Below are 19,101 nucleotides of genomic sequence, written 5' to 3' on the forward strand. Positions count from 1 at the left end.
GAGGGGCGGCGGGCGGGGTCAGGATGGTGCGGCGGCGGTGCCTGCAGCGGCGGTCTGGGTGAGGATCGCGGCGGCGACCGGCTCGATCACGGTCGAGTTGAGCGCGTGTCCCATGCCCGGCACCCGGACCAGTCGGCCCCCGCCGATCGCGCGGGACAGGTGACCCGAATGCGGCGGCGGATTGATCGGGTCCTCCGGCGCCTCGATGACCAGCGTCGGAACCTCGACCTCGGCCAGTTCGGCGCCGCGGTCCAGCCCGGTCCGGGCGGCCCGGGCATGGGCGGCGGGGTTGTCGTGCCGGCCGGCGTGGGCGACGACCCGTTCTTCCAGCGCCCGGAACTCCTCGGCGTCGAACGGGGTGCCGCTGCCGTTCAGCAGCCGCCAGTGCTCGACCCGCCACGCGATCTCGGCGTCGCGATCGCGGGGGCGGTCCATCTCCTGCCACAGCGCGAGCAGCGCCGGGTCGGGATCGGGGAGGACGGGCGCGGCGTCGGCCGGGTCGCCCGCGGCGAGGCCCGAGCCGAGGGCAGTCGTGCACAGCACGGTCGCGGACAGCAGCCGGTCGGGGTGGTCGAGCAGCAGCAACTGGACGAGTACGCCGCCCATGGACATCCCGACCACGTGCGCGCGCTCGACGCCGAACGCGTCCAGGACGGCGATCGCATCGCCTCCGAGATCGCTGATGGCGTAGGGGTGCTCGTCGAAGGCCCAGGTCGAGCGGCCGGTGTCGCGATGGTCGTAGCGGATGACCCGATGACGTTCGGCGAGCCGGGCGATCAGGGGGTCGGGCCAGGCAACGCCGGAGGCGTTGGCGCCCATCACCAGCAGTAGCGGCTCGGCGGAGGCTGTGCGGTCTTCGGTGGCGTCGGCGTGCGGGGCGATGTCCTCGGCCCAGAGCCGGACCCCGGGGGCGACGTCGACGTAGCGTTCCACCCGGACAGACTGCCAACCACGATCAAGATGTGTCGAATCGGCGTTGGCGTCCGCAGATGTCCGAGACCGGGCCGCCCGGTCCGGCGGAGCCTCGCCGGACCGGGCGCCGGCTCACTTCAGGGCGTCGAGCAGCGCCTGGCGCTGACGCTCGCCCAGGCCGGCCGCGCGGCGCGACGCGTCGATGCCGGTCTGCTCCAGCAGCGCGCTCACCTTGGCCGGGCCGTAGCCGGGCAGGCTCTTCAGCAGGTCGGCGACCTTGGTCTTCCCGACGATGGTGTCGGACTTGGCCCGGTCCAGCACCGCGGGAATGGTCTGCTCGCCGCGGGCGATCGCGTCGCGCAGTTCCTTGCGAGCGGTGCGGGCGGCAGCCGCCTTCTTGAGCGCCTCCTGGCGCTGTTCGGGGGTCAGCGTGGGCAGTGCCATCGTTCGTGCTCCTTTCTCCTGCGCTCACCCGTTCGGGTGGGTCCGCCGGTCATCTTCGCCGCACAGCCTGGCAGAGCCGCTCAGCGACGCGCGGAGAACCCCCTGTTCACAGCGGTTCCGAGCCCTTTGTGGACGCCGGCGTGAGCTGTTCGAGCAGCCCCATGTGGTCCCACAGCGTCCGCGCCGATGCGAGTTTGCCCTGCCGGAACAGCGCGATCGTGATGGCCAGAACCTCGGCGCGGCGGTGCGTCGGGGCGAGGCCCGGCAGCAGCCACGGCAGCTCGCGGTCGTGGGTGAACGCCACCCGAGTCTCCTCCACCAGGCGGAACCGGTCCACCGTCCGCGAGACCCGGGTGCGGGTGAGGCCCTCCGGCAGGTGCGGGACCAGCGAGTGGGCGAGATAGTCACGCACCGCGTCGCGGTCCGCCCCGCCCGTCCCCACCGGGATGTTGACCAGGGACACCGACGACCCCGCAGCCGCCATTGCCGCGTCCACGTCGCCGCACTCGTAGATGTTGCGGCAGAAGCCGTCCCAGGCCTGCTCGATCTCGCGCATCAGGACCTGGATGCCCGGGGTCACCCCGCCAGTACAGCAGTGCGCACCCGCGCGGGCCAGTGATCAGGGCGTCTGCGGTGCGCAGCTGTCGGCCAGCGACGTGGGCGTCGCGGACGGTGGCGGGGTCGTGGGCGCGGGTGTCGCGGTCGGGCCGGCGGCGCGGCGCGCGGTGGCCCACGGGGTGCTGGTCGGTGTGGTCGGCGTGCCGACCAGCGGCCTGCCCGCGATCGCCGCCTCGGCCACCGAGCGCATGTAGGTGGGGTCGGGCCGCGCGGTGTTGAACTGCCCGTCCCGCTGGTTCGGGTCGGGCAGGCTCGGGTCGAACGCGACGCTCTGCAGGTGCAGCCCGCCGCCCTCGCCGGCGAGCGACACCAGCTTGGGCAGGATGTCCTGCGGGATGTTGGTCGTGATGTTGTCCGTCGCCGCGGTGGCGACGGACTGGAAGTTGGTGAGCAGGTCGGCCGGGCTCTTCTGGTTCAGGACGGCCTGGATCAGGCAGCGTTGCCGGCTCATCCGGTCGTAGTCGGTGGAGTCCCGGCGCGACCGGGCGAACCAGAGCGCTTCCTCGCCGTCGAGCTCCTGGCGACCGGGCTGGATGTACCCGCTGGGCCTGACGTGCCGGCCGTCGGCAGTGACCCCGTTGATCGGAATCGGGACGGGGCCGACGTCCACCGACACCCCCCCGACCGCGTCGATGATCGACGAGAAGCCGGCCATGTTGACCTCGAGGTAGTAGTCCAGCGGCAGCCCGAGCATGTACGTGATCGACGAGCTGAGCAGGTTGATGCCCGGGTCCGGGGTGGGGCCGCTCGGGGCGACGGCCGGGTTCTCGTGCGCGTAGGCGTAGACCGCGTTGAGCAGGTAGTTGCCCGACAGCGGGTCGCTGGGGTCGTGGAAGCCGTCCGGGAACTTCTCGGCCATTGCCGAGCCGGGCGGGAACTGGGCGCGCTGGATGTTGCGCGGCAGGCTGAACAGCAGGGTCTTCGACGTCCGGGTGTCGATGCTCGCGACCATCATCGTGTCGGTCCGGGCGCCGGTGCGGTCCGGGCCGGCGTCGCTGCCGAGCAGCAGCACGTTGAGCCGGGGCTGCTTGATGGCGTCGGCAGCCGATGTGCCGCCACCCCGGAACAGGGTGTTGAGCAGGTTGCGCTGGGAGTTCGCCACCTCTGCCGCCAGCCCGAACGGCACCGCGATCACCAGGCACAACGCGGTGACCACGCCTGCGCCGAGGAGTCTGCGGCCGGTGTCCATCCGGGTCGGCTTCGCGAGCAGATAGGTGCGCACGATCACCGTGATCCAGGCGGACGCGGCGAGCAGGCTCAGCACCGCGGCGACCCCGAGGAAGCGGGTCGACAACACGGTCTCCAGCAGGTCCGAACGGCCCATGGTCAGCAGCGCCACGGCGAGCGAGACGACACCGATCAGGAACGCGCCGAGGATGAGCCCGCCGGTGCGGTGCCGGCGCAGGATGAGGTGGCCGAGCCCCGGCAGCGCGGTGGCCGCCGCGGTGGTCGCGAGGGCCGGACCGAGCCGGCGGCGCCGGGGCCGGCCTCCCGGGGCGGGCGGCCGGCGGCGGTTCGCCGGGAGGCGGCTCGTGGTGCCGTGTCGGCCCTCGCCCGCGGTCTTCTCCCGCGCGGCCCCGGCGCGGCCGGGGGCCTTGCCCACCGGTTGGGTCCGCTCGGTGGCGTCGCCCGCGACCGGCGCGGCGGCCTGCGGGGGCCGGGCATCGCGCGGGCGGCCGGTGACGCGGGCGGGGGCGCCGTGGACCGGGTCGACGCGGGCCGGGGCGCCCCAGGCCTGGCCGACGCGGGTCGGGGCGCTCGGGATCGGGGCGCTGCGGGCCTGACCCCGACGGGGCGGGTCGTCGGCCGGAGCGGGCCGATCCACCGGCCGGCGGCGTTGCGGGTCGCGCGGGCGGCGGGCGTCACGGGGGACGGGGACGGTGCGTTCGGACCGGCGCTCCCACGGCGGCGGCGCCGGACGGTCGGGCCGCTGGGTCACGGGGTGCATCTGCCGGGGTTGCTCGGGGGCCGCGTGCTGGGTCTGTTCCCGCTCGGCACGGCGGGGCCAGGGCTGTCGCGGCGGCGGGGGCGTCGCTCTGCGGTGGCGGTGGTCCGTGCCGCGGGGATCGTCGAGGTCCACCGCGGGCCACCCTTCTTACGTCATTTCGGTCGTCGATGGTCAAATCGCCGGGAGCCTACTGGCAGTTACCACGTCTGCGACGCAGACCCGGCAGCGTCACGCCGGCCCGGGGTGACGGGGTCAGCCGGCTGTCGCCTCGGCGTGGGCCGCCGCCAGCGCGCAGTAGGCCTCGGCGTTGCGCACGGTCGCGGCGCGCTCGTCGTCGGTGAGAGGGCGGCGCACCTTGGCGGGCACGCCCGCGACCAGCGATCCCGGCGGCACCGTGGTGCCCTCGAGGACGACCGCGCCGGCGGCGACGAGCGATCCCGCGCCGAGCACCGCGCCGTTGAGCACGACGGCGCCCATCCCGACGAGCACGTCGTCGGCGATCGTGCAGCCGTGCAGCACCGCGCGGTGTCCGACGCTGACCCGCTCGCCCACGGTGACCGGGAAGCCGGGGTCGGCGTGGACGACGGTGCCGTCCTGGATGTTGCTGCGGGCTCCGATGGTGATCGAGTCCATGTCGGCGCGGAGCACGCAGCCGTACCAGACGCTGGACGCCGGGCCGAGCGCGACGCGGCCGATCAGGGTTGCGCCTGGAGCGGTCCAGGATTCGGGGTGGGCGTCGGGGCGCGCTCCGTGGAACTCGACCACGGCAGGCTGGTCGGCCATCGCTGTCCTCTCGCCGGGGGCCCGTGCGGCGTCGCGGTAGGCCCGTCTCCGCATGTTACCGACGGGTAAGGGACGATGGCGGCTGTGCACGCGCAGAACTCCACCGGGCGGGTCTTCGACCTGCGGCACCGGATGCCGGCCGAGGTGCTGGCCGACATGCGGATCACCGGTCTCGGGCCGGGCTGGTCCGAGGGGGTCGTACGGTTGCCGAGCCCCGCGGCCGGTGCCCCGCCGCTGTCACTGGGCTGGCTGGGCACGTTGGCCGACGCGACCGCGGGCCGTCCGCTGCTGCTGGCGCTCCCCGCGGACCGCGGCTGCCGCACCGTCAACATCCGGCTGGACGCCGCCGGGGCGCCGCTGTGCCCCGGTGACCTGGTCACGGCGCGCGGCGAGGTGCTCGACGTCGGCTCCGACTTCGCGCTCGGCCGCTCCACGCTGCGGGCCTCGGACGGCGCGCTGCTGGCCGTGGCCACTGCCCGTTTCGCCGTGGTGCCGGAGGCGGACAGTGCCCCGGGCGACGCCGCCGGCGAGGCCGGCGATGGGCCGCGTGCCGGGACGCTCGCGGAGCTGCTGGAGGTCCGGGAGGAACGGGTCACACCGGGCGAGGTCGCGCTGAGCCTGGTCCCGGGGCCGCGGCTGGCCAATCAGTACGGCGTCGTGCACGGCGGCATGCACGTCGCGCTCGCCGACCTGGGGCTGACCGCGGCCGCCGGATCGGTCGGCGCCGGCTCCGCGACGATGAGACCGACGCCGGCCGATCTCACCGTCGTCTACCACCGGCCGATCCCGGTCGACGGTGCCCGGCTCGTGCTGCGCGCCACCGTCGAGCGGCACGGGCGCCGGGTGACGATCGCCGCCGCGACCGTGACCTCGGCCGACGGCAGGCTGCTGACCAGCGCCTATGGAACGCTGACCGGGTAGAGAATCTTTCACTAAAGTGGATGGCGACACGGGCCCGGTGTGAGGAGATGAGTGCATGGCGGCGGTCGACAGGACGGTCGACGGGCTGCTGCGGAACCTTCGGGAACGCCTGCGCCGTGAGCAGCGGCTGCTCGTCGCGTTCTCCGGCGGGGCCGATTCCGCGCTCGTGGCCGCGGTGGCCGCCGAGGTGCTCGGGCCGGCCGCGGTGGCCGTGACCGCGGTGTCGGCGAGCCTGCCCCGGGCCGAGCGCCTGGCCGCGAAGGAGTTCGCCCGAAGCCGGGGCATCGCGCACGTCGAGGTCGCCACCGACGAGCTGGACCGGCCCGAGTACGTGGCCAACGCCGGTGACCGTTGCTTCCACTGCAAGAGCGCGCTGCTCGACGCGCTGGTGCCGCTCGCCGAACTGTCCGGTGCCGCCATCGCGCTGGGCACCAATGTGGACGATCTAGGGGACCACCGGCCGGGCCAGCGGGCAGCCGCCGCACGCGGTGCGATCGCCCCGCTGGTCGACGTGGGCCTGACCAAGGCCGACGTCCGCCGGATCAGCACGCGGCTCGGACTGTCCACCGCGGACAAGCCGGCCGCGGCGTGCCTGTCCTCGCGGGTCGCCTACGGGGACCCGGTCACCGCCGGGGTGCTGGCCCGGATCGATGCCGCCGAAGCGGCGGTGAAGCGCCTCGGCTTCGAGGTCTGCCGGGTGCGCAGCCACGCCGCAGGCACGGTGGCCCGCCTCGAACTGCCGGCCGACGAGCTGGCCCGGGCGGGGGAGCTGCGCCTGGAACTCGACGCCGCGGTGCGCGGCGCCGGCTTCGAGTTCTGCGCGCTGGACCTGCAGGGCTTCCGCAGCGGCCGGATGAACGTCCTGCTCGGGCTGCCAGCCGTGACGACTCCGTGAGCGCCGCAGGGCCGGGCTTCGACGATCTCGGCTTCGCACGACCCGACACCGACCGGGAGGCCCGGCTGGGCCTGCCCGAGGTCGTCTACGGGCCGGGCAAGACCGCCGAGCAGGTGGCCGGTGTCGTGGCGAGCCTGCTGCGGGCCAACACCGGCCCGGTGCTGGCCACCCGGATCGAGGCAGGCGTCGCGGAACAGGTGCGCGCCGCGGTTCCCGGCGCCGAGCACGACGAGCAGGCGCGGCTGCTGACCTGGCGGCGGGCGCAGCCGCGGGCGTTCCGGCTCGCGGTGGTGTCGGCGGGTACCTCGGACGGCCCGGTCGCGGCCGAGGCCGCCGCGGTGGCCGAGGCCGTCGGGCTGCAGGTGAACCGGCTCCGCGACGTCGGGGTGGCCGGGCTGCACCGGCTGCTCGCGGTGCGCGACGAGCTCGCCGCGGCCGACGCCGTCGTCTGCGTCGCCGGGATGGAGGGCGCGCTGCCCAGCGTCGTCGGCGGTCTGGTCGGCTGCCCGGTGATCGCGGTGCCGACGTCGGTGGGTTACGGCGCGACCTTCGAGGGGGTGACCGCGTTGCTTGCGATGTTGTCCTCGTGCGCGGCGGGAATCAGTGTGGTCAACATCGACTCCGGGTTCGGCGCCGCGATGGCGGCGCACCGCATCGCGCTGCGGAGCAGGCGATGACGCGGCCTGCGGAGAGCTCGGAGGTCCTCTGGCTCAACCCGTTCAGCGGGATCTCCGGGGACATGCTGCTGGGCACCCTGCTCGACCTCGGCGCCCCACTCGACGGCGTGCGCGAGGCCGTCGCCGGCACCGGGCTGACCGGCTGGGAACTCACCGCCGAGACCGCGCCGCGGGGGGCCCTGGTCGCCACCCGGGCCCGGGTCACGGTGCGCGACACCGCGACCGAGCGGCGCGCGGCCGAACTGCTGGACATGATCGGCCGGGCCCGGCCCGCCCCGGTCGCCGAGCTCGCCGCCACGGCGGTGCGGGCGATCGCCGAGGTCGAGGGCCGGTTGCACGGGGTGCCGGCCGAGCAGGTGCACCTGCACGAGATCGGCGGCGTGGACACGGTCGTGGACACCGTCGGCGTCGCGGCGGCGCTGCACCTGCTCGGTGTGCGCGAGGTGTACTGCGGCCCGCTGGCGCTGGGCAGCGGGACCGTGCAGACCCGGCACGGGATCCTGCCGCTGCCCGCTCCGGCCACCGCGGCATTGCTCGCGGCGGGCGGCGTCCCGGTGACCTCGGCCGGGTCGGCCGGGGAGACGGTCACCCCGACCGGGATCGCGCTGTTGCTGGCTGCCGGCGCCCGGTTCGGCCCGGTACCGGCGATGACGGTGCACGCCACGGGGTACGGCGCCGGTGGGCGCGAGATCCCGGGGCAACCGAACGTGCTGCAGGGCCTGCTCGGCACCGGCCCGGTCCCGAGTACGCCGATGATCCTCGTGGAGTCCAATGTCGACGATGTGTCCGGCGAGGTGCTGGGGCATCTGGTCGAGCGGTTGCTCGCGGCGGGCGCGGCGGACGCGTGGATCACGCCGATCGTGATGAAGAAGTCGCGGCCCGCGCACACCGTGCACGTGCTGGCCGCGCCCGAACTGGCCACCGCCTGCGAGGGGATCGTGCTGCGCGAGACCGGCAGCCTGGGCCTGCGTCGCACCGTCGTCGACCGGCTGGCCCTGCCCCGGCACACCGCGACCGTGCTGCTGCACGGGCATCCGGTGCGGATCAAGCGCGGCCCGTGGGGGAGCAAGCCCGAGCACGACGACGTGGCCGCCGCAGCGGCAGCCATGGGGCTGCCGCTGCGGGCGGTCGCGGAGTGGGCGCTGCGCGCGGTCCCGGTGGATCCGGACGCGGGGCTCAGTTCGCTGTGACGATCTCGATCTCCGGCGCCTGGGACAGCGTCCGGGTGACGTAGCAGACCCGTTCCGCCGCCTTGATCAGCGTCGCCAGGTCCTCGCCGCGCGGCGATGTGGTGTGCACGACGATCCGGAACGCGTCGAACCGCGGCCCGTCGTAGCGACCGGTGACCTCGACCCGCAGGCCGGAGAGCTCGACGTCACGCTTCTTCGCGCTGTAGGCCAGCGCGAGGGTGAAGCACGACGCGATCGAGGCGAGGAGCAGCTCGGTGGGCTGCGGGCCCGTCCCGGTGCCGCCCACCGAGGCCGGTTCGTCGGCCACGACCTCGAAGCCGCCGGCGTCCACCACGGCCCTCAGTCCACCGGCCCAGCGGGCCTCCACCGTGCGTTCACTTACACCCATCGGGTCCCCTTCTCGGCGGTTGCAACACCGGTGCAACCGGCGTAGTGCATGGTGGCGGTCGTCACAAGCCAGTACGTCTTTCCCGGGAGCCGTCGATGACGACCGTGGCCCACGCACCCATCCGCCTGATGACGTGCCGGGGTGAGTGCCCGGCGGCTGCCCGTTATCCGGCGCACCACGACCGCCTGCTCACGATCGACACCGACCTCGAGGAGCTGCTCGCGCTGCTCGAGCTGGCGGTGACGTGGCACGAACTGGACTACTCCGACACGCCGGTGCTGGGGCCGGACGCGTGGTTCCGGTTCGCCGAGCTGCACAGCTGGACCTTCCCCGAGCGAGCCGAGCGGGCGTTCAGCCTCGCCCTCGACATCGTCGGCCGCGGTGCCGCGGGCCCGCCCCCCGAAGGGGTCGGGCCGAGCCTCGCCAGCGTGATCGACTTCGTCCGGAGCTGACCGTGGTGGGTACCGTGCAGTAGGCGAGGACACGTCTCCGATAGTAGATGTCGATTTACTATGTGAACTAGGGTTTTCTCTGTGCCTGCCGCTGCTTTTCTCGATCTTCCACCCCGCTCGGCGAAGCCGCGGGTGGTCGGGCTGACCCACGTCATCGACCCGGGCGCGGGCCGCGGTGCCACCGCCGACCTCCTGGAGTCGGCGGCGGCGCACATCGACATCTGGAAGGTCGGCTGGGGCACGGCCTATGTGGACACCGCGCTCGAGGCGAAGCTCGCGCTGCTCGCCGAGCACGACATCGCCGCCTGCCTCGGCGGGACGCTGCTGGAGATCGCCTGGGCCCAGGGTCGTGCCGCCGAGTGCCTGGCCTGGGCCCGTGACGTGGGCTTCGGTCACGTCGAGGTCTCCCGGGGCACCGTCGCGATGAGTCTGGCGGAGAAGCGCGCCCTGATCGCCCGGGCCAGCCGGCACTTCACGGTACTGGCGGAGGTCGGCGCCAAGTCACCCGGCGAGCAGCTCGCCGCCCGGCACTGGCCCGTCGAGTGCCGCTCCGACCTCGACGCCGGCGCCACGCTGGTGGTCACCGAGGGGCGGCAGAGCGGTACCGTCGGCACGTTCGACGACGCCGGCCGGGTGCGGCCCGACGTGGTCGAGGCAGTGGTCTCCGCGGTCGGCGTCGAGCGGGTGGTGTTCGAGGCGCCGCGCTCGGCGCAGCAGGCGTGGTTCATCCGCCGGTTCGGCCCGGACGTCAACTTGGGCAACGTCGCGCTGTCCGACACGCTCTCGGTGGAGACGCTGCGGCTCGGGCTGCGCTCGGACACGGCCGCCGTGGACCGCCGGGACGCCCCGGAATCGGAACTGGCGTGACCTCCGTGCACGTCGGTCCCAATTTCATCCCGAACCGCTACCGCGGGGTCTCGGTGACCACGGTGCCCGCGGGTGTCCCGCTCGACGAGCCGTCGCTGCGCGAGCACCTCATGGGCCGTGACGCCTATCGGCGCACCCGGTTCGTGGTGGCGCGCTACTCGACCGAGCCCGGGCCGGTGGCGCTGCTGCACGTCACCCGGGCCTCCGACGTCGAGCTGTTCTCTCCGGTGGTCGGGGTCGAACTGCTGGCCGGGCCGGACGAGTGCGCCTACGTCGTCGACCCCGAGGCCGACACCGGTATCCCGTCCGTGCTCGCCGCGGTGGCCCGGGAGAAGGCGCCCGGGGTGCAGGCGGTCGTCGTGCAGGGGCGCTACGCGCACGTCAACTTCATCATCAACCCGCGCCCGCTGCGGATCGTCGTCCGCGAGGTCGTGCCGCCGGAGCCGGCGAAGCTGCTCGACCAGGCTCGCCGGGTCATCGCCGTCACCGAGAGCCTGCCGCCGATCGAGCTGGCCGGCGAACTGACCGAGCTGTCGGACCTCGCGGCCCGGCAGCCGGACGAGCACTACCTGCTGCCCTGCCGCGGCTCGGGCGGCGAGGTCCCCGGCGCGACGGTGTCCTATCTGGATGAGCACCCGGACCGCGCGGAGTGGACTCTGCTGGGCTGTGCCCGGTCGCAGCAGATCCACCGCTGGTTCTACGGCGATGATCCGCCCACCGTGGACTTCTGCCCGAAGCGCGCGCTCCGCGAGGCCGGGGACGTGACCCCGGGTGGCGGTTTCACGCTCACCAAGTGCTGTCTGCAGGAGGAGCACGTCGAATCCGGTGACGGCTGGGTGAGTGTGCCCTGGGGCTCGTCGCTCGACCACATCCGCGAGGCGCTGGCCCTGTTGGTCGCGCAGGAGGACCCGGTATGGGAACCCGTCTGAGCTCGTCCACGCTCTACGCCCACCTGTGGGGCACCCCGGAACTGGCCACCGTCTTCGACGAGCGGGCCATGCTGCAGTCCTGGTTGGACATCCTCGCGGGGCTGGCCCGGGCCCAGGCGACGCTGGGCATCGTCGCAGCGGCGTCGGCCGAGGCGATCACCGCCGCGGCCAAGGTCGACGCCCTCGACCTCGACTACGTCGCCGAGCAGACCCGGCTCACGTCGCACTCGACCCTGGGGCTGATCCGCGGGCTGCTGCAGGTGCTGCCGCCGGACGTGCGCGAGCACGTCTACGTCGGTGCGACCGTGCAGGACGTCACCGACACCTGGTTCGGCGTGGTCATGCGCGAGGTCGGGGCCATCGCGTACCGCGACCTGCGTGCGCTGGAGGCGTCGCTGCTGGACCTGGCGCAGACCCACCGGGACACCGTGATGGCCGGGCGTACCCACGGCCAGCCCGGCGCCCCGATCACGTTCGGGTTCAAGGTCGCGTCCTGGGCCGACGAGGTGCGCCGGCACATCGAGCGACTGCGCGACGGCCGCGACCGCTGGCTGGTCGGCCAACTCGGCGGGGCGGTCGGCGCGCTGGCCTTCTTCGGCGCGGACGGTCCCGAACTGCGGGCCCGGTTCTGTGCCGAGGTCGGCCTGGCCGACCCGGGGATCTCCTGGCTCACCGCCCGGGACCGGATCGCCGAGTTCGGCACCGTGCTGGCCATGGCCACCGGCACCCTGGCCCGGATCGGCACCGAGGTGTACGAGCTGGCCCGCCCGGAGATCGGGGAGCTGGCCGAGGCGGCGTCCCCCGGCGCGGTCTCGAGCATCACGATGCCGCACAAGCGCAATCCCGAGGGCAGCGAGCACCTCGACACCCTCGCCCGGCTGGCCCGCTCGTCGGCCGCGGTGCTCGTCGAGGGCATGGTCGCCGGGCACGAGCGCGACGGCCGGGCGTGGAAGGCCGAGTGGATCGCGCTGCCCGAGGTCTGCCAGCTCGCCGGTGTGGCGCTGCGGCTCGGCCGGACGCTCGTCGAGGGGTTGGAGGTGCACCCGGAGGCGATGGCCCGCACGGTCGACCGGTTCGGTCCCGGGCTGGGCTCCGAGCGGGTGCTCGCCGGACTCTCGGCGAAGATCGGCAAGCACCGCGCGCAGCAGGCGTTGCACGAGGTGTTGCGCGAGGACGGGGTGGAGCTGTCCGAGGGGCTCGTGGCGCGCGGGCTGGCCACCGCGGAGGAGGTCCGCGGGTGGGGCCGGGCGTCCGCGATCGACGCGGCCGCCGGGATGGTCGACACCGTGCTGGCCCGGGCCCGCGCCGCGCGGGCCACCGAGCCGGAGCAGTGGAGTTGAGCGGCTCGCACGTGGCGAACGACCTCGGCGCGGCGATCCCGCGCTTCCCGCTGGCCGTGCTCCCCACTCCAGTGGTGCGCGCCGTGCATCTGGAACGGGCGCTGGGCTGCGGCCCGTTGCTGGTCAAGCGCGACGACCTGATCGGGTTCGGCGTCGCCGGAAACAAGACCCGGCCGCTGGAGTTCCTGATGGGCGCCGCCCGGGAGCACGCCGCCGACGTGTTCATCACCGGCGGCGGGCCCGGATCGAACTTCTGCGCGGCTGCCGCGCAGGCCGCCCGGGTCGCCGGGATGGAGTGCGAGCTGCTGGTGTGGGGCGACCCGCAGGGCGCTCCCAACCTCGCGCTGGCCGCCGCCGCGGGCGCGCGCCTGGTGCCCACCGGCGGGGACGTCCGCGAGGCCGTCGACGAACTGGTCGTGGCCCGTGCCGACGAGCTCGCCGCCCAGGGGTGCCGGGCGTTCGCCGTCCCGCGGGGCGGTTCGACAGGGCTCGGCGCGGTCGGGTTCGCGGTGGCCGCCGCCGAGCTGGCGGCCCAGCTGGCCGACCGGGATCCGGCCGAGCAGCCCGCGCTGATCGTGCTGCCGGTCGGCTCCGGTGGCAGCTGCGCCGGGTTGCTCGCCGGGCTCGCCGCCGTCGGGCTCGACGTGCCGGTGCTCGGCGTCTCGGTCAGTCGGCCGCCCGCCGAGATCGGCCCGCGGGTCGACCTGCTGGCCCGCGCGTGCGCCACGATCCTCGGTACCCCCGCGCCCCGCCCGGACCGGCTCGAGCTGCTCGACGCCCGCGGGCCCGGCTTCGGCGTAGCCTCGGCGCTCGAACGGGAACGGGCCCGGCTCGCGTTGCACACCGAGGGGCTGCTGCTCGACGAGACCTACGGGGCCGAGGCGTTCTCCGCCGCCGTCGACCGGCTGCTCGCCGACCCGCCCGGACCGGTCCTGTGGTGGCACACCGGTGGGCTGGTGCCCGCCGTCTCAACGATCATGAAAGGACCGCGATGACCAGCGCCCGGCGCACCCGCCCCGAGGGGTTCCCGCAGAGCGGCCCCGCCCCGGAGCTGATCGACTCCGGTTTCGCGCTGGAGAACGCCGACGCGAGCTTCCTGCACCGCGGGCTGAACCTGGCCGACATCGCGCACGTGCTCGACCTCGGCCGGCGCGGCATCGTCCCCGACGAGGCCGGCCGCAAGCTGCTGGCGCTGCTGCTGGACGTCACCGAGATCGCACCGGAGGACTTCCCGTACGACCCGTCGCACGGCGAGCCCTACAACTCCCGCGAGCACTACTTCGTCTCCGAGATCGGCGACGTGGCGGGCTGGCTGCACGCCGGGCGCCCGCGCCGGGAGGCCGCCCGGGTGGCGCTGCGGCTGCACCTGCGCCGCCAGCTCACCGAGCTGGTCACGGAGTCGGTGGCCTTCGCCCGGGACGCCACCGCGACGGCCGAGGAGCACGCCGAGACCCTGTTGCCCGACCAGACCTACCTGCAGCAGGCGCAGCCCTCCACGTTCGGCCACTACCTGCTGTCGTTCGTGTACTCCACGGTGCGCGACGCGCGCCGGCTGCTCGACGAGCTCGACTGGGTGGACTCCAGCCCGGGCGGCGCGGGCTGCGTCAACGGGACCCGGCTGCTGGAGGACCGCGGCCCGATCGCGTCGGCGCTGGGCTTCCCCCGTGTCATCCCGCACACCCGCGACGCGATGTGGCAGGTCGACGGACTGATCCACATCCTGGCGACGGCCGCCAGCCTGCTGTCCAACTTCTCCAAGCTGGCCGAGGACCTGGAGATCTTCTCCTCGTCGGAGTTCGACTTCGTCGACCTGGCCGATGCCTACACCCGGTCGAGCATCCTGATGCCGCAGAAGCGCAACCCGTACGCGCTGGCGATCGTGCGCGGCGCGTCCGGCGTGGTGATCGGGCGGCTGACCGGCTTCCTCGCCGTGACCAAGAGCCCGTCGGCGCGCAGCGACAACCTCATCTTCGCCTACGGCGAGGTGCCGCGCGCTCTGGATCTGAGCCTGCGCATCACCCGGCTGATGAGCGGGGTCGTGCGCACCCTGCGGGTGAACCCGGACCGGATGCGGGAGGAGCTCGAGCGCGGCTACACCCAGGCCACCGACCTCGCCGAGCACCTGGTGCAGCGCCTCGGGGTGGACTACCGCACCGCGTACGTGGTGGTGGGCAACACCGTCCGGGCTGCGGCGCGGGCCGGCATCCCGGGAGCCGAGATCACCGGCGAAATGATCGACGACGCGGCGCTAGCGCACACCGGCCACTCCTGGGGGCTGTCGGGTGTCGACCTGTCGGACGTGCTGGACCCGCGTCAGATCGTGGCCTCCCGGCAGGCCGAGGGCGGCGCCGCCCCGGCGGCCCTGGCGGACATGGTGAGCGGGCTGCGCAAGACCCTGGACGCGCTGGGCGCCGACGCCGATGCGCGCACGGCCGCGTTCGACCGGGCCGAGGAGGACCTGCTGCGGACCGCGCGGCACGTCGTCGGCGCGTAGTGGACCGCGCTGAGAACCGCGCTGAGAACCGCGCTGAGAACCGCGCTGAGAACCGCGCTGAGAACCGCGCTGAGAACCGCGCTGAGAACCGCGCTGAGAACCGCGCTGAGAACCGCGCTGAGAACCGCGCAGTGCGCGTGGAACGAACTCCGGGCTCAGGCGTCCGGGACGGTGACCCAGATCGCCTGCACCGGCGCGGGCCCGAGGTTGGTCCAGCGGTGGTCGACGTGGGTGGGGAAGTGCAGCGACTCGCCCGCGCCGACCGCGTAGACCTCGTCGCCGATCTCGAACGAGAGGCTGCCGGTCAGCACGACGACCAGGCACTCGCCCGTCCGGCGCGTGCCGTCGTGGGCACCGGGCTCGACCCGGCTCACGGAACCGGACGTGCGAAACACGCCGCCTGATCCGGTGATCGTCACGCGGGCGGCCCGCGGGTCGATCGCCCGGGTGTGCACGGCCAGCGGCGCGGCGGGGGCGTCCTCGGAGACGAAGTGCCCGATCGGCGTGCCGAGCGCGCCGGCGATCTTGAGCAGGGTGGTGATCGTCGGGACCATCTCGCCGCGCTCCACCTTGTGCACCGCGGCGGCCGAGACGTCGGCGGCATGTGCGAGCTGCTGCAGGGTCATGCCGCGCTCCCGGCGCAGGGCCCGCACCTTGGGCCCGATCGCGTCGACCACGAGCTCCCAACGCATGGTGTCGGACCGCCGGGGAAGTGCCACGCGCTCTCCTCGGCTCGGGATTTGACAGCCTGAGCCCGTTGAGTATGGTAAAAATCGCTCCCACGATAGTGGATAACGACTCGTAGGCCCAGCATAGACGGTGGAAGAAGGTTCCGACGTGCCGCGCAAGACAGTGATCATCGGTGGGGGAGCGGCCGGTCTCGGCTCCGCGGGCGGGGTCAAGGCCGCTGATCCGAGCGCGGAAGTCGTCGTATACACGCAGTTCGAGGACGTCGCCTACAGCCCGTGCGGCATCCCCTACGTCCACGGCGGCGAGATCCCCGACTTCGAGCGGCTGTTCCTCGCGGGCAAGCAGGCCTACGTCGACGCCGGCATCGACGTCCACTACGAGACCGAGGTGACGGCGATCGACACCGCCGCCAAGACGGTCACGGTGGCCGGCGAGGGCACGGTCTCCTACGACAACCTGATCATCGCCACCGGGTGGAACTACGCCGACCCGGGTGTGCCCGGCGGTGACCTCGAGGGCCTGTACTACGTCAAGAACATCCGCAAGGCGATGGAGTGGGACAAGGTCATCGCCGAGACGAAGAAGGCGGTGATCGTCGAGGCGGGCCCGCTGGGCCTGGAGATGGTCTCCGCCCTGGTGCACCGCGGCATCGAGACCCACCTGATCGACCCCAACCCGTACGCGCTGGCGATGATGGCCGACCCGGACATCATGGCGCCGGTCGAGGAGTCCTGGCGGGAGATGGGTGCGCACCTGCACTTCAACACCACGCTCGAGGCATTCCTGGGCGACGACAACGGCAAGGTCCGTGCGGTCAAGACCTCCGAGGGTGAGATCGACGCCGACCTGGTCGTGATCGCCACCCACAAGACGCCCAACAACGCACTCGCCGAGGCCGCCGGCATCAAGCTCGGCTCGACGGGCGGGATCATCGTCGACGAGCGGATGAAGACCTCGGCGCCCAACGTCTGGGCTGCCGGTGACGCCGTCGAGATCCCGCACGGCCTCACCCGCACCCCGCTGCAGGGCCTCACCGGCTCGCACGCCTACGCGCAGGGCAAGACGGCCGGCACCAACGCCGGCGGCGGGAACCGGGCGTACAGCGCGGTCTACGTGCCGTGGGGCACGCCGGCCGGCAAGTGGGTCATCGGTGGCGCCTCGTTCGGCGAGACCACGGCCACCGCGCTGGGCATCCCGTACGTGAAGGGCGAGGCGCAGGGCATCTCCCGCGCCCGCTACTACCCGGGCGTGCAGCCGGTGCGGGTCAAGCTGCTGGCCGAGCCCGGCACGCTGCGGCTGATCGGCGCCCAGATGGTCGGCGGTGGTGAGGGCATCAAGGAGCGCGCCGACTTCCTCGCCCAGGCGATCCGCTTCGGCATGACGCTGCACGACCTGTCGACGATGGAGAACGTCTACTCGCCGGCCATCGGCGCGCTCAACGAGCCGATCGTCGTCGCCGCCACCAACGGCGTCGCCGAGTCGAAGAAGGGCTGAGCCGGTGTCCTCCTTCTTCGGGTGGCTTCGGAACAACTCCGAGCACTACCTGCTCGTCGCGGCGCACCACAAGCTGGCGCAGAAGCAGGGGGCGCCGGCGCCCCGGCCGCCGAAGGGTGCGAAGGAGATCTTCTGGCTGAAGGTCTTCGCCCCGACGTACAACCTGCTGCCGTGGTCACTTCGGAGCAAGATCATGAAGGCCATGCCGGGCAGCCACCGAAAGACGTGGGCACCGCCGCCGCGCCCACAGGGCCCAGCGGTCTGACCCTCGACCAGCACACCAACCCACAAAGGAGAACCCATCGTGGCTCAGATCGTCGGTCAGCGGGCACAAGAGGGCGACGCCATCGTCGACTACGAAGAGAAGCTCTTCGAGGACATCCAGGCCAACCCGGGTGAGAAGGCCTACATCTTCATGCACACCGTGCCCTACGAGGGCTCGGTCGGCCTGGTCAACATGCTCACCTGCACGCGCATCAACCGGAAGGGCTTCGACACCAGCCTGGTGCTCTACGGCCCCGGCGTGCTGATGGCGTCGGCCACCCGCGGTTTCCCGACCGTCGGTGCCGAGGGCTTCCCGGGTCACATGGCGTACAACAACCAGCTCAAGACCTTCATGAAGGAGGGCGGCAAGGTCTACGCCTGCCGCTTCGCCATGGCTGCGCTGTACGGCATGCGGGAGACCGACCTCATCGAGGGCGTCATCCCGATGCACCCGCTCGACGTCCTCGACTGCAACCTGACCGCCCGTCGTGAGGGCGCCCTGGTCATGCAGACCTGGACCCTCTGACGTTCCAGCGGTTTCACATCCGAACGCGGTAATGGGCGGGCGGGTCTCAGCGTTACACCGGGGACCCGCCCGCCCGTTCCCGTTCGGGCTTTCGCAACACAGGAGTAAGCCGTGCAGGCTCAAGACGCCGGATCGTTCTCACCCGCCGTGGAGCCAGCCGTGGCCCGCGCCCGCAGCCTCTGGCGGGCCGCCGAAGACCGTCTCTACCCGACCCTGATCTCCGACCCGTCCTCCTACCAGCGCGGCATCGCCGCCATCCAGGCCGTCGTGGCCGAGCTGCGCCGTCGCTGCACCGACACCCAGCAGTTGATCGCCGCCGAAGCCGCCCCCGACGAGCTGCTCGCCGCCGCCTGCCCCGGCGGGACCGTGATCCCCGCCGACCTGCTGGTCGCGGTCGCGTGCGGCATGGCTGACCGGGAGATGTCGGCCGAGAAGGAGCGCCGCCGCCGCGCCGAGGCCATCGAGACGGCTCGCGCCGCCGGCCGCCCGTGGGTCGTGCTCGCCGGACCGGAGCGCCCCACCGCGCTGAACGACGGCAGGCTCGTCGAGCTGCACATCCCGTCCGGGACGCTGCTGGAGGCGACCGTGGACCCCTGGTCCGGTGAGGACTGGTACCGCATCGACGTGATCCTCGACGCGGCCGACGGGCAGCACAACGTGCAGTCCCGGTCGTTCGCCGAGCGCGAGGACTGGCTGGCCGAGTACCGCTGCTGCCGCGCCGACGTCGAAGCAGGCCGTGTCGGGCCGTCGGCGGAGTTGTCATGACCGCCATCCCCGAGACCGTGCGCAACGGCTGCCTGTTGGTGCGCGACGCCGCCGACCTGGCGGCCCACCACGAGATCCGCCGCGCCGTGTTCGTCGCCGAGCAGGGTGTCTTCGAGGCCAGCGACGACGACGCACACGACGCCGACCCGCGCACGCTGCACGTGCTCGGGCTGGTCGACGGGGTGCCCGCGGGCACCGTCCGGCTGTTCCCGCTGGCCGCCGACGGCGACCCGACCGGCGACTGGCAGGGCGACCGGCTCGCCGTGCTCCCCGGCTCCCGCACCTCCGGGCTCGGCGGCCCGCTGGTCCGCTTCGCCGTGGCCACCGCTGCCGCCCGCGGCGGGCGGCGCATGATCGCGCACGTGCAGCCGGCCAACGAGACGTTCTTCCGCAGGCTCGGCTGGACCCGCCGCGGCGAGCCGGAGCTCTACGTCGGGCGCCCGCACCTGCTGATGGACATCGACCTGCAGGCCGCTGCGGCCCTGGGCTGAACTCCGCCGGAGC

General features: G+C 73.3%; 22 protein-coding genes. 15 read left to right on the top strand and 7 right to left on the bottom strand.

Annotation, left to right across the window (positions count from 1 at the left end):
* Positions 1–18 precede the first annotated feature (18 nt).
* The 5 genes from HF526_RS29075 to HF526_RS29095 form a co-directional block, all read right to left on the bottom strand.
* Positions 19–933: an alpha/beta fold hydrolase gene (locus HF526_RS29075; protein WP_169384779.1), complete on the bottom strand. Its 915-nt coding sequence runs from the start codon at positions 931–933 to the stop codon at positions 19–21.
* Positions 934–1,044: 111 nt separating this feature from the next.
* Positions 1,045–1,356 carry an integration host factor, actinobacterial type gene (gene mihF / locus HF526_RS29080; protein WP_169384780.1) on the bottom strand — a complete coding sequence of 104 codons (312 nt, stop codon included), beginning with the start codon at positions 1,354–1,356 and terminating at the stop codon, positions 1,045–1,047.
* A 106-nt stretch (positions 1,357–1,462) separates the two neighbouring features.
* Complete coding sequence (locus HF526_RS29085; protein ID WP_169384781.1) at positions 1,463–1,936, bottom strand: nuclear transport factor 2 family protein; 474 nt, start codon at positions 1,934–1,936, stop codon at positions 1,463–1,465.
* A gap of 39 nt (positions 1,937–1,975) precedes the next feature.
* Positions 1,976–3,913, bottom strand: coding sequence for an LCP family glycopolymer transferase (locus HF526_RS37135; protein WP_169384782.1), 1,938 nt, complete (start codon positions 3,911–3,913; stop codon positions 1,976–1,978).
* Positions 3,914–4,174: 261 nt separating this feature from the next.
* Entirely contained in the window at positions 4,175–4,705 is a 531-nt protein-coding gene (locus tag HF526_RS29095) for a gamma carbonic anhydrase family protein (RefSeq protein ID WP_169384783.1), read from the bottom strand.
* A gap of 75 nt (positions 4,706–4,780) precedes the next feature.
* On the opposite strand from HF526_RS29095, the gene HF526_RS29100 reads away from it, so the two are divergent.
* Genes HF526_RS29100 through larC form a run of 4 tightly spaced genes read left to right on the top strand, consistent with a single transcriptional unit; the run spans position 4,781 to position 8,388 of the window.
* A complete protein-coding gene (locus HF526_RS29100; protein ID WP_169384784.1) occupies positions 4,781–5,626 on the top strand; it encodes a PaaI family thioesterase in 846 nt (281 codons plus the stop codon).
* A 55-nt stretch (positions 5,627–5,681) separates the two neighbouring features.
* Positions 5,682–6,521 (top strand): ATP-dependent sacrificial sulfur transferase LarE, encoded by an 840-nt coding sequence (larE, locus tag HF526_RS29105; RefSeq protein WP_169384785.1) that lies wholly within the window; start codon positions 5,682–5,684, stop codon positions 6,519–6,521.
* Complete coding sequence (gene larB, locus HF526_RS29110; RefSeq protein ID WP_169384786.1) at positions 6,518–7,198, top strand: nickel pincer cofactor biosynthesis protein LarB; 681 nt, start codon at positions 6,518–6,520, stop codon at positions 7,196–7,198. Before larE ends, larB begins: the two co-directional genes overlap by 4 nt.
* Entirely contained in the window at positions 7,195–8,388 is a 1,194-nt protein-coding gene (gene larC / locus HF526_RS29115) for a nickel pincer cofactor biosynthesis protein LarC (protein ID WP_169384787.1), read from the top strand. The genes larB and larC overlap by 4 nt, the downstream gene beginning before the upstream one ends.
* Here larC and HF526_RS29120 read toward each other — a convergent pair.
* On the bottom strand, positions 8,375–8,776 hold the full coding sequence (locus HF526_RS29120; protein WP_169384788.1) for an OsmC family protein: 402 nt from the start codon (positions 8,774–8,776) through the stop codon (positions 8,375–8,377). The two genes, larC and HF526_RS29120, sit on opposite strands and share 14 nt — an antisense overlap.
* Positions 8,777–8,871: 95 nt before the next feature.
* Between HF526_RS29120 and HF526_RS29125 the strand changes: the two genes are divergently transcribed.
* From HF526_RS29125 to argH, 6 genes are all read left to right on the top strand, one after another.
* A complete protein-coding gene (locus HF526_RS29125; protein WP_169384789.1) occupies positions 8,872–9,228 on the top strand; it encodes a hypothetical protein in 357 nt (118 codons plus the stop codon).
* 81 nt (positions 9,229–9,309) lie between these two features.
* Positions 9,310–10,095, top strand: coding sequence for a phosphosulfolactate synthase (locus tag HF526_RS29130; RefSeq protein WP_169384790.1), 786 nt, complete (start codon positions 9,310–9,312; stop codon positions 10,093–10,095).
* On the top strand, positions 10,092–11,024 hold the full coding sequence (locus HF526_RS29135) for an XcbA family protein (RefSeq protein WP_169384791.1): 933 nt from the start codon (positions 10,092–10,094) through the stop codon (positions 11,022–11,024). The genes HF526_RS29130 and HF526_RS29135 overlap by 4 nt, the downstream gene beginning before the upstream one ends.
* On the top strand, positions 11,009–12,364 hold the full coding sequence (locus HF526_RS29140; protein ID WP_169384792.1) for a class-II fumarase/aspartase family protein: 1,356 nt from the start codon (positions 11,009–11,011) through the stop codon (positions 12,362–12,364). The genes HF526_RS29135 and HF526_RS29140 overlap by 16 nt, the downstream gene beginning before the upstream one ends.
* On the top strand, positions 12,361–13,359 hold the full coding sequence (locus HF526_RS29145) for a 1-aminocyclopropane-1-carboxylate deaminase/D-cysteine desulfhydrase (RefSeq protein WP_169384793.1): 999 nt from the start codon (positions 12,361–12,363) through the stop codon (positions 13,357–13,359). The genes HF526_RS29140 and HF526_RS29145 overlap by 4 nt, the downstream gene beginning before the upstream one ends.
* Positions 13,356–14,858, top strand: a complete 1,503-nt coding sequence (gene argH / locus HF526_RS29150; protein ID WP_169384794.1) for an argininosuccinate lyase — start codon at positions 13,356–13,358, stop codon at positions 14,856–14,858. Before HF526_RS29145 ends, argH begins: the two co-directional genes overlap by 4 nt.
* 155 nt (positions 14,859–15,013) lie before the next feature.
* On the opposite strand, the gene HF526_RS29155 is transcribed toward argH, so the two are convergent.
* Positions 15,014–15,577 carry a helix-turn-helix domain-containing protein gene (locus tag HF526_RS29155; RefSeq protein WP_169384795.1) on the bottom strand — a complete coding sequence of 188 codons (564 nt, stop codon included), beginning with the start codon at positions 15,575–15,577 and terminating at the stop codon, positions 15,014–15,016.
* A gap of 118 nt (positions 15,578–15,695) precedes the next feature.
* Here HF526_RS29155 and HF526_RS37140 point away from each other — a divergent pair, with 118 nt between their 5' ends.
* The 5 genes from HF526_RS37140 (at position 15,696) to HF526_RS29180 (ending at position 19,088) form a co-directional block, all read left to right on the top strand.
* A complete protein-coding gene (locus HF526_RS37140) occupies positions 15,696–17,042 on the top strand; it encodes an FAD-dependent oxidoreductase (protein WP_169384796.1) in 1,347 nt (448 codons plus the stop codon).
* Positions 17,043–17,046: 4 nt separating this feature from the next.
* Entirely contained in the window at positions 17,047–17,307 is a 261-nt protein-coding gene (locus HF526_RS29165) for a hypothetical protein (protein ID WP_169384797.1), read from the top strand.
* A 39-nt stretch (positions 17,308–17,346) separates the two neighbouring features.
* Positions 17,347–17,832 carry an MSMEG_0572/Sll0783 family nitrogen starvation response protein gene (locus tag HF526_RS29170; RefSeq protein ID WP_169384798.1) on the top strand — a complete coding sequence of 162 codons (486 nt, stop codon included), beginning with the start codon at positions 17,347–17,349 and terminating at the stop codon, positions 17,830–17,832.
* Between the two features lie 159 nt (positions 17,833–17,991).
* Positions 17,992–18,597 carry a hypothetical protein gene (locus HF526_RS29175; protein WP_169384799.1) on the top strand — a complete coding sequence of 202 codons (606 nt, stop codon included), beginning with the start codon at positions 17,992–17,994 and terminating at the stop codon, positions 18,595–18,597.
* Positions 18,594–19,088 (top strand): MSMEG_0567/Sll0786 family nitrogen starvation N-acetyltransferase, encoded by a 495-nt coding sequence (locus HF526_RS29180; RefSeq protein ID WP_169384800.1) that lies wholly within the window; start codon positions 18,594–18,596, stop codon positions 19,086–19,088. Before HF526_RS29175 ends, HF526_RS29180 begins: the two co-directional genes overlap by 4 nt.
* Positions 19,089–19,101: the final 13 nt, after the last annotated feature.

The organism is Pseudonocardia acidicola, from assembly GCF_012911935.1.
Taxonomy (GTDB): domain Bacteria; phylum Actinomycetota; class Actinomycetes; order Mycobacteriales; family Pseudonocardiaceae; genus Pseudonocardia; species Pseudonocardia acidicola.